At 49.6% G+C, this 13,810-nt stretch carries 14 protein-coding genes; 12 read left to right on the top strand and 2 right to left on the bottom strand.

Annotated elements, in window-relative coordinates; translation table 11 throughout:
• From AC14M5_RS02130 to AC14M5_RS02110, 5 genes are all read left to right on the top strand, one after another.
• Positions 1-1,138: peptidylprolyl isomerase (locus AC14M5_RS02130; RefSeq protein ID WP_484027974.1), on the top strand; the 1,138-nt coding region annotated here is incomplete at its 5' end.
• Entirely contained in the window at positions 1,138-2,388 is a 1,251-nt protein-coding gene (locus AC14M5_RS02125; protein ID WP_484027973.1) for a PrsW family glutamic-type intramembrane protease, read from the top strand. The genes AC14M5_RS02130 and AC14M5_RS02125, both read left to right, overlap by 1 nt.
• On the top strand, positions 2,385-3,218 hold the full coding sequence (locus AC14M5_RS02120) for a tRNA (adenine-N1)-methyltransferase (protein WP_484027972.1): 834 nt from the start codon (positions 2,385-2,387) through the stop codon (positions 3,216-3,218). The genes AC14M5_RS02125 and AC14M5_RS02120 overlap by 4 nt, the downstream gene beginning before the upstream one ends.
• Positions 3,219-3,226: 8 nt before the next feature.
• Positions 3,227-3,772 (top strand): hypothetical protein, encoded by a 546-nt coding sequence (locus tag AC14M5_RS02115; protein ID WP_484027971.1) that lies wholly within the window; start codon positions 3,227-3,229, stop codon positions 3,770-3,772.
• Between the two features lie 8 nt (positions 3,773-3,780).
• Positions 3,781-4,383, top strand: a complete 603-nt coding sequence (locus tag AC14M5_RS02110) for an NUDIX hydrolase (RefSeq protein ID WP_484027970.1) — start codon at positions 3,781-3,783, stop codon at positions 4,381-4,383.
• A 254-nt stretch (positions 4,384-4,637) separates the two neighbouring features.
• On the opposite strand, the gene AC14M5_RS02105 is transcribed toward AC14M5_RS02110, so the two are convergent.
• A complete protein-coding gene (locus AC14M5_RS02105; RefSeq protein WP_484027969.1) occupies positions 4,638-5,303 on the bottom strand; it encodes a 50S ribosomal protein L25 in 666 nt (221 codons plus the stop codon).
• Between the two features lie 286 nt (positions 5,304-5,589).
• On the bottom strand, positions 5,590-6,210 hold the full coding sequence (locus tag AC14M5_RS02100) for an FMN-binding negative transcriptional regulator (RefSeq protein ID WP_484027968.1): 621 nt from the start codon (positions 6,208-6,210) through the stop codon (positions 5,590-5,592).
• Positions 6,211-6,999: 789 nt separating this feature from the next.
• Between AC14M5_RS02100 and AC14M5_RS02095 the strand changes: the two genes are divergently transcribed.
• From AC14M5_RS02095 to fabG, 7 genes are all read left to right on the top strand, one after another.
• Positions 7,000-7,503 (top strand): hypothetical protein, encoded by a 504-nt coding sequence (locus AC14M5_RS02095; RefSeq protein ID WP_484027967.1) that lies wholly within the window; start codon positions 7,000-7,002, stop codon positions 7,501-7,503.
• A gap of 122 nt (positions 7,504-7,625) precedes the next feature.
• Entirely contained in the window at positions 7,626-8,336 is a 711-nt protein-coding gene (locus AC14M5_RS02090; protein ID WP_484027966.1) for a pentapeptide repeat-containing protein, read from the top strand.
• Positions 8,337-8,636, top strand: coding sequence for a TIR domain-containing protein (locus AC14M5_RS02085; protein WP_484027975.1), 300 nt, complete (start codon positions 8,337-8,339; stop codon positions 8,634-8,636).
• A 171-nt stretch (positions 8,637-8,807) separates the two neighbouring features.
• On the top strand, positions 8,808-10,226 hold the full coding sequence (locus tag AC14M5_RS02080; protein ID WP_484027965.1) for a M20 family metallopeptidase: 1,419 nt from the start codon (positions 8,808-8,810) through the stop codon (positions 10,224-10,226).
• A 201-nt stretch (positions 10,227-10,427) separates the two neighbouring features.
• Positions 10,428-11,981: a spermidine synthase gene (locus AC14M5_RS02075; RefSeq protein WP_484027964.1), complete on the top strand. Its 1,554-nt coding sequence runs from the start codon at positions 10,428-10,430 to the stop codon at positions 11,979-11,981.
• A gap of 181 nt (positions 11,982-12,162) precedes the next feature.
• On the top strand, positions 12,163-12,837 hold the full coding sequence (locus AC14M5_RS02070; RefSeq protein WP_484027963.1) for a TIGR01906 family membrane protein: 675 nt from the start codon (positions 12,163-12,165) through the stop codon (positions 12,835-12,837).
• Between the two features lie 175 nt (positions 12,838-13,012).
• Entirely contained in the window at positions 13,013-13,765 is a 753-nt protein-coding gene (fabG, locus tag AC14M5_RS02065; protein WP_484027962.1) for a 3-oxoacyl-[acyl-carrier-protein] reductase, read from the top strand.
• Positions 13,766-13,810: the final 45 nt, after the last annotated feature.

Raw genomic sequence — 13,810 nt, 5'->3', positions numbered from 1 at the left:
CTTAATTATTGAACAACCAATTGTTATTGATACGCCCACGCCCGTGATCGGCTGTTCCGCTATCTTTGCGGAACCGACTTCAGCACCCAATGGTTCTCTATATCCCCCAGTCAGCGCGGCGGACTTTTCAATTGGGCCTGCGGATGCATCAGTAACTTTAGTTGAATATTGTGAGTTTCAATCACAAGGGTGCGCGGGCATGGCAAATGTCGTCCGCGAATTGTTGAAGAATCACGATGACTTGCGTTTCGTCTTTCGCCCATTACCATTAATCGGCATCCTGGATAAATCTGACAAAGCAGTTCTCGCCGCACTCGCCGCAGATGAGCAGGGTCAGTTCTGGGTGATGTATGACTTATTATTCACTAAATATAACGAATGGGCGGGGTTAAGCCCAAGCAAGTTCAACGATTGGGTTGTGAAGGAAGCGTCAGCGTTGGGCATGGATGGTGACCAACTTACAGCGGTGATCAATGCCCCTGAAACAACGACCAGGATGATGTCGATGTATGAAGCGGCAAAGCAATTAAGTATTGCCGCAGTCCCACTTGTCCTCATGAACGGCGAGCAATTCTATCTGCTCGATTATAAAAACATGAGCGACTCTGTTGGTCTGATCGCGCTCGGGCAAAAACAATTTACCCAATGCCCGCCATTTAGCATCGACGTATCGAAACAATATATCGCCACCATCAAAACGGAGAAGGGCGATATCGTGATCGAGTTATTTCCTGATAAAGCGCCGCTGGCCGTGAATTCGTTTGTCTTCCTTGCACGTGCCGGCTGGTTTGACGGTGTGACCTTTCATCGTGTGATCCCCGGTTTTGCCGCGCAGGCAGGCGACCCAAGCGGCACGGGCAAAGGCAACCCAGGTTATTTATTTAACAATGAGATCAGCGATCTGCTATTTGATGCGCCCGGATTGGTGGGCATGGCAAACTCCGGGCCAGATACAAACGGAAGCCAGTTCTTCATCACGTTTGCCCCAGCGCCGCATTTGAATGGCGCTTACACCATCTTTGGGCAGGTACTTAGCGGCTTGAATATAGCGGAGCAACTGGCGGCGCGTGACCCTGACCAGAACGTGCTCCTGCCGCCGGGCGATAAGATCATCAGCGTGACGATTGAAGAAAAATAATGCAAACAAATAAAACTCACTGGCCTTCACTACTGACATTACTGGTATTTGGTATTGGCATCTTGTTTTTGCTCTTGCTCGCATTCGGCTTGTGGATAAGTTCCCTGTTCAGTCTTTTTTCGGAGAACGGTCAACCCGCCGCCGAAATGATCGGGGCACTCGCTTTCACTTTTGAAGTGCTTGTCTTGCTGGCGTGTTCATGGTTCGTGCTGCAAAAAGCCATGGGACGTGAGCAGGCCGACCTGCCATTCAATTTTCCATTTGCAAGCTGGCAGGTCATCGCAGTCATCGGGATTATGGTTTTTTCTGTGTTGATCGGCGGCCTGGTAGCAGTCACGGAGATTGCCTGGCTTGGATGGATCGTTCTCCCCTTATTAACCTTACTGGTTATCATCCCGCCCATTTGGATGTTGATTGGCATTGGCACACACGGGCTTGAGCTTGGTCCGCGCTGGCGTTTCTTTGCAGTCTTTGGTCTGGGCATGACCATCGGCCCTACGATCATGGTGGGGCTTGAAATTATCCTGTTGATGTTATTCGCCATCGGCGTCGCGGTTTTCGTCGCAGCCACACAACCCGATGTACTGCAAGAGATTCTCAACCTTGCCAGCCTGCTCGAATTTGAAACAGATGAACAGGTGATCCTCAATCTGCTCGCGCCTTACATTACAAACCCCATTGCTATTTCAGTTGCCATCGGATACATTGCTGTCTTCGTACCATTGATAGAAGAATTGTTGAAGCCTCTGGCGGTCTGGTTATTTGCATGGAAAATCGAATCTCCCACGCAGGGATTTGTTCTGGGTTTGATAAGTGGTGCGGCCTTTGCATTAATTGAAAGCCTGAATGCCAGTATAGATGGCTCGATTAGCTGGCCCGTTATTGTCAGCGTGCGTGCAGGCACAAGTCTCCTGCACATGACCACCTCTGGGCTGGTTGGCTGGGGCATCGTCTCCGCTTTTCGCGAGAAACGAATTGGGCAATTGTTCGCTGCATATTTTACGGCTGTATTAATTCATGGAATCTGGAATGCTGCCGCTGTGGGAACGAGTCTTGCAGTTGTCGGCGAATCACTTGGAAGGCCCGAATGGCTGTTCAATTATGTCCCTGCTTTGTTGTGCGGGTTGCTCACACTTGGCATTGGCATGTTCGCAGTTTTGCTTGCCTCCAATCGAAAACTAAGAAGCATACCCATCACACCGCCAACAGAAAATTTGGATAACGAAGAAAGAGTACAATTATCCTCATGACTTATTCATCCAATGCACGCGATGGTGACCTTGCACAACTGGTCGGCCTGACACACAAACATTTTATTCTCACCCTCAAAGCAGGCGGTGATTTTCAAAGTCATCGCGGCGTGCTCAAGCATGATGATCTGATCGGCCTGCCCTGGGGTTCGCAAGTCTTCAGCCATACGGGTGCGCCATTTTTTTTATTGCAGCCGTCCATCTCTGATCTGCTTAATGAATTACCGCGCACTACTCAAATACTTTATCCGAAAGATATTGGTTATATCCTGATCCAAATGAGCGTCTCCAGCGGCCAGACTGTGATGGAAGCTGGCACGGGTTCAGGCTCAATGACGATTGCTTTGGCATCAGCCGTTGGTGCAGAGGGAAAGGTCATCTCTTATGAACAAAAACAGGATGTACAGAATCTTGCCCGGAAAAATATCGAGCGTGTTGGCCTCGCTTCGCGCGTAGACTTCAAACTGCGTGACATCCAAGAGGGCTTTGACGAATCTGACGCCGACGCCTTCTTCCTCGATGTGCAAAATCCTTTTGACTACATAACGCAAGTGCGCAATGCGCTCAAGCCTGGCGGATTCTTTGGAACGATCCTGCCTACCTTTAACCAGGTGGAAAAAACGCTGTATGCACTCAAGAAGAATAAATTCGCATTCATCGAAGTCTGCGAACTTCTACTGCGTTACTACAAAGCGGACCCGAACCGCATCCGCCCCACGGACCGTATGGTGGCGCATACTGGCTTTTTAGTCTTCGGCAGAAAAATAGAAGCAAACCTTGACCCTCGTGCCATAGAACTGGGAAATGAAGCAGGCGTTGATTCAGACTAGGAGACAAAATGTTCCGACGCAGAGCACAGCGAATCCTCCGTAGAATGACAAGGCCTGATGTGCCAGTCATTTTGCAGCAAGCCAACCAAATGATGGCATCGGGCGATTATACAAATGCCGCCAATACATTTCACAAACTAGCGCAAGGTGCAGAAGAACGCTTTCCGCAACGCGCTCCATTTTTATATATCGAAGCGGGGCGTGCCGCCATCTTAAGCGGGCAGACAAAGCTGGCCATTGCACATCTCCGCCGCGGGCTGACCATGCTTGCGAACCAAAGACGTTTCCCTCGTATGCAAATGCTTGGCGGACGTATTATCAATGAATTACAAGCACGCAATCTAAATGCTGAAGCGGATGAGATCGCAAATTTATTGAGTGGAAATCTTCCAGGCGAAGTTTCTGCCAAAACATTCGCTCCTCCTAAGAAACCTATTTTGCCAACTCATTGTCCATCCTGCGGCGGGACATTAAAGCCAGATGAAGTTGAATGGCTGGACGACATCACCGCTGAATGTGCTTATTGCGGCAGCCCGGTACGCGAACAGTCATAAGTCATAAAATGACAGAGCTAACCCCGGAGTTCATTGCCCAAAAATTGCTGGAGGCTCAATCAAATTCAGATGCTTCATTTGAGTATGCTGAAATGGCGGTTGACCCGAATACCCGCTTGAAAAACGCGGCGGTACTCCTGCCATTAACTTATTACAAAGACGAATGGCATATCCTCTTCACCCGCCGCACAGACCATGTCGAATCACATAAAGGACAAGTCTCTTTCCCCGGCGGCGCTTGTGATGAAGGCGAGACAACCCCGGAACAAACCGCATTACGCGAAGCTGATGAGGAGATTGGCATGAAGCCCGCCGATGTAAAAGTCCTCGGGAGACTCAACCGCTTGATAACGATCAGCAGTTTTCGGGTGAGTCCGATCGTGGGTGTCATCCCCTGGCCTTATGCTTTCAAGGTGGCGGGAGTCGAAGTGGCGCGCATCTTTACCATTCCGTTATTGTGGCTTGCAAATAAAAATAATTACTGGGAATTTTCACTGCGAGAATCTGAACGCTCGCTGATCGCTTATCATCCTTACGACGGCGAAATGCTGTGGGGTGCAACAGCCAGGATGACCGTCAGTTTTTTGAAGGCGCTTGATTTCTTAAAATAAAAATCCGCTATCGAAATATTATTTCAGGCTTAAGCCGCAGTCCTCGGCGGCATTCTGCGGAAAAGTCTGCGCCGACTGAATAACGTGTCGCTCTCCGGAAAGACATCGGGACGATGTGAGGGAGCGCACTTCGCGACCGAAGAGTCTTCCGCCCAGCGAGGAGAGATCCTTCGCTAGCGCTCAGGATGACACAAGCCTTATAACAAAAAAATCCGCCATCATTACGATGGCGGATTTTTTTGTTTGCAAAGAGATTACTTCTCTGCGCCTTCTTCTTCCTTCTTACCGCGTTCCACACTGATTTCAGGAGCAGCGGCTTCAGCACCAGGAACAGCAGCAGCGGCAGCGCCTTCTGCGGGCTCTTCCACTCTCGGTGCAGTGGCAACAGCAACCATCTCATCTTCGTCATTCAAAATGCGGATCTTATCTGAAATACCCAGATCACGCACGCGGATACCATTACCGATCTGTTTGAGCGGAGTAATATCCACAGTGATGCTTTCGGGCAGGTCTGTTGGCAGACATTCCACTTCCAGCTTTTCGAGGTTATGCACGAACACAGCGTTGTAATCTTTTACGGCCAGTGAAACGCCATCGAAAATAAGGCGCACAGTAGCGCGGATCTTTTCGGTGAGGTCTACAGCCAGGAAATCCACATGGGTCAGGTTACCCTTAATGAAGTTGCGCTGTCTATCGCGCACCAGTGCGGGGTATTCCTTGCCATCCACATCAATCGTGACCAAACTTGAGGACGACAACTTAGCCATGGCAAGGCTGGTGCTGTGAGCATCCAGCGAGATCGCCATCGGTTCCAGGTGACGGCCATAGATCACGGCAGGCAATTTACCTGCGCGGCGCAACGCGCTGACCTGCTTGCCGGTGACGTCACGTTTTGTAGCTTTTAATACAACTTTATCCATCTTTACTCCTCGGGCGCCTCTCACACAATCCATTAAAATGGCGGACCTTGTCCGCACTAAATAGGTCGTGTTACCTTCACCCTATGAAATGATATTCTGCAAAGCGGCCGCGCCGCTAAACATTTGATAATTGGGTCTACCATCTGGCAGAAAATGCGCCTCCTCACGGAGGCGCAACCTTGACAACGGCTTGGATTTTATACGCATGAGGGGCTTTCGTCAAGGAGCGAGCCGTGGGCCCAGACCATGGACCATGGACGATGGACAATAGACCGTGGACGATGGTCTATCGTCTATTGTCTGCCCTTGCGCTTCGCATCTCCCTCGCCACTGCCCTCGAATTCTCATCGCCTCTCCCCTCCAACTCGCGGACTATACTCTCGTAATCCTCATGATTGCGATTCTGGCTCAGTTTATAGCTCGCCTCGATCCGCGTCACACCCACGGCAAAGCCAGCCACGCCCTTCATTTCTTTTTCCACAAAATCCTGCGGCAGACCTTCGAGGCTGTAACCAGTGTCAACCTCATGGTTGTGCACCAAACGGCTTAGCAGGGAATGAAGCTCCTCCCCTTCCACCAGGCGGACTTTGCCATAGACATGCACCATCATGTAATTCCAGGTCGGCACGTTGACGTGACCATACCAGCGCGGCGAAATATAGGTATGGGCACCCTGAAAAATAAGCAAAACTTCCTGCCCACCAAAACTCTTCCACTGCGGGTTCGCGCGGGACATATGCCCCAACACTGTCAATACGCCATCTTCGCCTTCGATGATCTCAACGGCCAAGTGAGTCGCGATTGGCTTTTCGCCATCATGTGTTACCAATGCAGGGAAATTATTTTGCTTTAGGAATTCCAGGATTTTTTCTCGGTCTTCTTCGCGATACAGTTTTGGGATATACATTTTTTACCTCGGTCAATTTTATCTGGTTAGGAGCGTGTTGGTCAAATCGCCCTGAGAGCTGTTGGTCGGGAGTATACTTGGGGAAAAATGGGGTTACCCCATGCTAACAGAAGCAGATACCTGTAAAAGCTACCCAATCTCTAAATTACGTGCCAATAAATCGCGGCTCGCGTTACTGCCGTCTGTGCTGGATAGGGCGTTTAGGGGAGAGTTGTGAGATGCCCCCAAGCAGAGCAAATCTATCTCTCAATCAAAAGCTTACACTACTAATAGCGGTTCTTGCTAGCATAACCACAATTCTCGCTGCCTTTGTCTCTGGGCATGATTGGTTCTCACCCACAACTTCCATATCAGAACCTAATACTGCAACATCTATTCCATTACTGCATATCCCTTTGACAAATACACCTACTCCAACAACATTTTTCCCATCTACGATACCTCCAAACACCACTTCATTTTATAATCCGATACTACTTATTTTCCAAACACCGACGTTAACGCTATTGTTAATGTTGTTACTCATATTCGTAGTGCTTTATGTTACTTATCGAGTTAAGCAACGCTTCAACAAAATCGAACGAAACAGCACTACGAATAGCAGGATGGTCCCACTAACCAAACGTGAAATGGAAAAAGTTATTAGACAGCGGAGAAAAATATAGATAGCATAAAGGTGATCTAAGATAACGAAAGTCAAGGCGCTGCGGGAGTACAGTCAGAAACGCAAGAGGAATTGGACGCGTTGCTGCTGCCGTCCGCGCTGGACAGGGCTTTCAAAGGAGAACTATGATGGCGACTCGAAGACGCAATAATAACAAAGTAGATATGACAGATAGGGAAAAAGCGGACTGTTTGTTGGAACTTCATAAAACACAATTAAATCACTTTGCACAAACAAGAGATATCGAATTTAGGGTAAACATTGCCCTTTGGACACTAATCGCAGTTGGAGGGTCTTTTCTCTACGGGAAGGTTCATTTGGAGAATAATCTCTCTTACTTAATCTACGCCACAATCTCCCTAGGAATCTATTTAGGGCACTTGTTTCTGTGGATGATGCCTATTCAAAATTCAGAGGACATAGATGATTATTTCATTAATCAATATAGGAGTTACATTGAAAAATTGGTTGATGTTTCGATTGAAAGATCATTCCAGTTAAAGCGTCCAAGGATACTTTGGGCGCTGACTAAGAGTTTACGAAAAGATGGCTGGTCGTGGATTCTAGCGGAAACCGGAATAACCTTGGCGCTTCTCATCGTCCTTGGAATACTTCTTTCAACAGGCTGAGAGATAATGGTAAAGGTCAACGCTCTGCGGGAGCTACAGTCCGCTACAGGGGAGGAGTTGTCCGCACTGATGCCGTCCGTGCTGCGACCATCGGGAGTGGGCGTTCAAGGGAGAGGTATGAGATGGCAAATCGAGAACAACTAGAGCTTTTGAGGCAAGGTATCGATGTTTGGAATCGATGGCGTGAGAACAATCCCCGCGTAGCGATTGACCTGAATCAAACCAATCTCAGAGAAGCCAAACTCCGTGAAGCCAATCTCTCCAAGGCCAATCTCACTGGAGCTGATCTCAGTGGGGCTGATCTCAGTGGGGCCGAACTTATTAAAGCCAATCTCAGAGGAGCTAACCTTATTAAAACTAATCTCAGAGGAGCCGAGATTAGCGAAGCCAATCTTTGGGGAGCCAGACTCATTGGAAGCAGTTTTTCGGGTGCGGTGGCGTATGCCACAATCTTTGGAAATTCAGATCTAAGCGAGGCTATAGGATTGGAACATGTGCATCACGGTGGTCCCTCTAGTATCTCGACAGACACAATCGCTCTCTCAAAAGGAAAGATCCCAAAAGTCTTCCTACGGCATTGTGGTTTGAGCGATTGGGAAATTGAATCGGCAATGCTATATAAGCCCGGCTTAAGTAACGAAGAAATTAATAAAGTCCTTTATAAGATGTATGATTTGCGCGCAGGCCAAGCCCTCCAGATTTCACCGCTTTTTATTTCATACAGTCATGACGATGGTAAATATGTGGACAAACTCGAAAGTCAGCTCAATAAGAAAGGCGTTAGATTTTGGCGAGATATACATGATGCTAAAGCAGGGCGATTGGAAAAATAGATAGACCGAGCCATTCGTCAAAACCCAACAGTATTATTAATACTTTCGGAACGCTCTATTAAGAGCGATTGGGTAGAGCATGAAGTTCGAATGGCGCGAGCTCTCGAGAAGGAGCTGGGTAGAGATGTTTTATGTCCCGTTGCATTGGACGATAGCTGGAAAAATAGTCCGTGGTCGAAGAGGATAATGGAGCAAGTAATGGAATACAATATTCTTGATTTTTCTGCCTGGAAAGATGATTCCAAATTTGGAAATACCTTCAATAAACTGATTGATGGTTTGGGGTTATTCTATAAATGAAAAAGTACCCCGTTTCCCCACTCGACGAACAGCGGCGCATCGTGGCGTATCTCGATAGCGTCCATGCGCGGCTGACGTCCCGCAAGGGGATGATATCGCTGCGGGAGGTACAGTCCGCTACGGGGGAGGAGTTGTTCACGGTTTTACTACCTCGATATCAAGGAGCATAAAATGGATCTGAATACATGGATCGAATCAAACCGCTCGATGTTCATTGAACTCAGCAACGAAGTCTGGGGCTATGCCGAATTGGGATACAAGGAATTTGAATCTTCAAAGACTCTCGAAGACGCGCTGGAGGAAGCTGGCTTCAAACTTGAACGGGGCGTGGCGGGAATTCCCACCGCCTTTGTGGCAAGTTACGGCAACGCCGATGGCCCTGTGATCGGCATCCTTGGCGAATTCGATGCATTGCCCGGGCTAAGCCAGGATTGTGTGCCTTACAGAAAGCCGCTTGAGAACGGCGCGCCCGGTCACGGCTGCGGACATAATCTGCTGGGCGTGGCGGGGTTGGCGGCTTGTATGGCAGTCAAGCAGGCTATTGATTCTGGCGAAGTAAAAGGCATGATCAAATATTATGGCTGTCCCGCCGAAGAGGGCGGCGCGGGAAAAGCCTTCATGGCCAATGCCGGTGTATTCAACGATTCCGATATCTGCCTCACCTGGCATCCAGATACATTCAATGGGACCTTATACGCAAACTTCCTCGCCAATTATCGCGTGACCTTCAAATTCCGCGGTAAGACGGCTCATGCGGCGATGGATCCCTTCAATGGACGCAGCGCGCTGGATGCGGTCGAGTTGATGAATGTGGGCGTGAACTATCTGCGTGAGCACATGATCCCCGATGCGCGTGTGCACTATGTGACCATCAACGGCGGCGGGATGGCCCCGAACGTTGTGCCTGATTTTGCAGCGTCGTTATACAGCGTCCGCGCGCCGCGCACCGATCAGCTTGATGCCTTGTTCGAGCGCGTAAAAAACATAGCCAAAGGTGCGGCCATGATGACCGGCACGGAAGTGGAGATCACCGTCATTTCTGGCATGTCGAATATGCTTCCGAACGAGACCGTTAACGAAGTCCTGCAATCCAAATTGATCGAAGTGGGCGCGCCCAAATTCACTGAAGAGGAACACGCCTTTGCTCGCGAACTTTCCAAATCCATTCCTGCTGACAGCCTCGAGACAATGGCTTATGCCTACGGGCTGGATTCAAAAAAGGTCGCAGAATTAAAAAAGATCGTGCTCTTCGAGGATATTTTGCCGCCCTTCAAATCCGAAGTCGTTCAACCCGGTTCGACAGATGTGGGCGACGTCTCCTGGGTGGTTCCTACGGGACAGATCTTCACCACCTGCTGGACCCTGGGCTCGCCCGGACATTCATGGCAGATCGTTGCACAAGGCAAAATGGGAATCGGTCAACGCGGCATGTTATACGCCGGCAAAGTAATGGCCTTGAGCGCGCTCGAGTTTATGCAAAACAAAGAACTCCGCGAGAAGGCAAAAGAGGAATTCAAACAAAAACGCGCCGCCGCCAATTACGTCTCTCCCATCCCGCCCGGAACAAAACCGCCGCTCAGCATTGGATAAACTGTTGAAAAGACCTGACAGGTTTCTGCATAGGGCTGATTAATCAACTAGATTTTGATTCGCAAGAATCCCGATTAACTCACGCCTCGATAAAACCTGTCAGGTCTTACGCCCTCGGGGAATTTGATTTCATCCTTCATCTTTCATCCTTGGTTCTTTCCTCCCGTGTATAATCCATCCATCTTATTCAATGGAAAATCAATGAAACGATACCTGCTCTTCACTGTCTTCATCTCTGGAATGACCACTCTCGCCGCCGAACTCACCGCGGGCCGACTGATCGGCAACGTCTTCGGCACCAGCAACCTGGTCTGGGCCAGCATCATCGGCCTGATCCTTATCTACCTCACATTGGGATATTTCCTGGGCGGCAAATGGGCAGACCAAAACCCAACGCCCGGTGCCATGTATCGCATTCTGGCTTGGGCGGCGTTCACAGTGGCACTTGTGCCTTATATCGCCGGGCCAGTTCTCAGGTCCGCGGCGAGCGCGTTTGAAGCCTTGAGCGTTGGCATCATGGCCGGGTCATTCATCGCAGTCTTAATTCTGTTCATTGTCCCCATCACATTGCTTGGCACGATCTCACCTTACGCCATCCGCCTAACCGTGGACGATACATCCAAGGCTGGCCAGATCTCGGGGCAAATCTACGCCATCTCAACTCTTGGATCATTCATCGGCACCTTTCTGCCAACGCTTGTCACCATCCCGACGATTGGGACTACAAAAACATTTTTGGTCTTCGGTTTATTTTTGTTATTTGTTGCGCTGGCCGGCCTGGGGAAATTCGCAAGTAGAAATGAAATGCTCAAGCTCCTTTGGATGCCCATCCTGCTTGCGGTCATTGCTATTCTTTCTGCGGGGCAGGCGCTTAAGAATAGCGCGGGGCAGGTTTATGAAACCGAGTCTGCTTACAATTACATTCAGGTACAGGAGATCAACGGGTATACGCTTTTACGTTTGAACGATGGGCAGGGCGTTCACTCCATTTACCACCCTGATACTTTGTTTTACAACGGCCCGTGGGAGCAGTTTTTGGTCGGCCCATATTTTTACGAAAACCGCTCGCCCAATGATATTGAACGCATGGCGATTGTCGGCCTCGCTGCCGGCACTGCCGCGCGTCAGGCCACTGCAGTGTATGGCGATGACATTTTGATCGATGGTTTTGAACTCGATGAAAAGATCGTTGAAGTGGGCGAAAAATATTTTGGATTGAACCTGCCGAACTTAAACGTTGTCATCGGCGATGGCAGACTCAACCTGGATCGCAGTCAAAACAAATATGACATCATCGCCATCGACGCCTACCGTCCGCCGTATATTCCCCCGCACATGACCACTCTCGAATTCTTTGAGATCAGCGCCTCACACCTGGCCGACAATGGGGTGCTGACCCTCAACGTTGGCTCAGTCCCCGGCGACCGCCGCCTGATAGACGGACTCGCCACCACGATGGCTCAGATATTTCCATCGGTGCATGTCATGGATATCCCCGGAACTTTGAACACCATGATCTTCGCTACCAAAGGACCGACCACAGTTGAGAACTTCGCCTCCAACCTGACGAGGCTGGCGCAAGATACCAGTCTCAACCCATTACTCGTCACTACCATGGCGACAACTTATGCCAACATGAAACCCAGCTACGAAACCACCATGGTCTTCACTGATGATCTCGCTCCCATCGAATGGATCGTCAATAATATGGTCGTCAGCTTCGTGCTCCAGGGCGGCCTGGAATTTTTGCAGTAGTTGTCTCCGTCCTGAGCGGAGCCGCGTGCTTTTTGCGGTGCAGTCGAAGGACATGACATCAAAATAGAAAATATTCATAGCAGTCCATCCTTCGGCCGCGTTCCTCGAAGCCTGCCCTGAGCCTGTCGAAGGGAACGCTCGTCACTCCGCTCAGGACGAAGTACCCTTCTCAAGATAAACCATGAAACTCCCAACCATCCTCTCCTACCTCGTTTCACTACTCACACCCCTCGCCCTGATCGGGTTTGCGCTTCGTATTTTACTCACGCCAATTTTCTATACCATTGAATACAACATGCCCTACTTCCCCGCCGACGAATACGGCTTCACAAAAACTGACCGCCTGCAATGGGCTCCCTATGCCGTTGAGTATCTCGTCAACAGTGCAGATACTTCTTATCTTGGCGATTTGAAGTTTGAAGACGGTACTCCATTGTATGGAGAACGCGAGCTGAGTCACATGGCAGATGTCAAAGGCGTGGTGCAGGGGTCGCTGATGGTTTGGTACATCACCCTGGCAATTCTTATAATTCTCGCAATCCTCGCCTGGAGATACAAGGTTCTTTCTGAATACATCAACGGCCTCCGCCGCGGCGGCTGGTGGATGGTCGGTCTGGCAGTTTCACTTGGCTTGATCGCAGGTGCTGGTATTCTGCTCAACCCCGATATTTTCTGGGCATTCTTCTCAGGGTTTCACAGCCTGTTCTTCGAAGGCGACTCCTGGCTCTTCTATTATTCCGACACCCTCATCCGCCTCTTCCCGATTCGTTTTTGGCAGGATGCTTTCTTGGTAGCAGCCATAATTGCATTGGGTGGAGGTCTAGGGTTGGCTTATGGGTTGAAGAATAGACCCTAGAGACTGTCTAAAATCTCAACTTTATATATGGATTTGTAGGGACACAGCGAAACGATTTACGGCCAAAATCTTGAATTGACTCGCTGTGTCCCTACTTTTCAGACAATTTCTAAATGTTTTAAGAAACCCTTAGGCACTCAACAAGTGTATAATTCCAAGCAACAAGGAACCCATTATGTCATTATCATTAGAAAACAAAGTTGCATTAGTTACTGGTGGTTCACGCGGAATTGGACGCGCTATTGCCTTGGAGTTTGCCGCACGCGGCGCGGCAGTGGTGGTCAATTACAACAAATCTTCCGAATCTGCTGAGGAAGTTGTAAATAAGATCAAGGAAGCAGGCGGGAAAGCTGCCGCATCCCAGGCAGATGTTTCCGATTTCAAACAAGCCGAGGCTTTGGTCAAGTTTACGATTGATACATTTGGTGACTTGAGCATCCTAGTCAACAATGCTGGCATCACTCGTGATCAACTCATCATGATGATGCCCGAAGCGGATTGGGATGCGGTTATCAACACTAATCTCAAAAGCACCTTCAATTGCTCGAAGGCCGCCGTCAAACACATGATGCGCAAACGAGTGGGGCGTATTATCAACATGGCTTCCGTGGCCGGGCAAATGGGCAACCCCGGGCAAACAAATTATTCCGCTTCCAAAGGCGGGCAGATCGCCTTCACCAAAGCCCTGGCACGTGAAGTTGCCTCACGTAATATCACGGTCAATGGTCTGGCACCGGGTTTTGTAGATACTGAAATCCTGGATGCCATGACTCCCGAAACCCTCGAAGCCGCCCTCAAAATGGTGCCGCTCGCGCGCAAAGGCAAGCCTGAAGAAATCGCCTACGCCGCCGCATTTCTCGCCTCCGATGAAGCCGCCTATATCACCGGCCAGATCCTTGGCGTGGACGGCGGCATGGCTATGATGTAATTAAAAAGCAGAGACTAGTGAATAGAGATTAGTGACAAGTCTCCA

It is taken from the genome of Candidatus Villigracilis sp. (assembly GCF_057083605.1).
The sequence above is the reverse complement of the archived record's forward strand: the minus strand, read 5'-3'. Positions and strand labels throughout refer to the sequence as shown.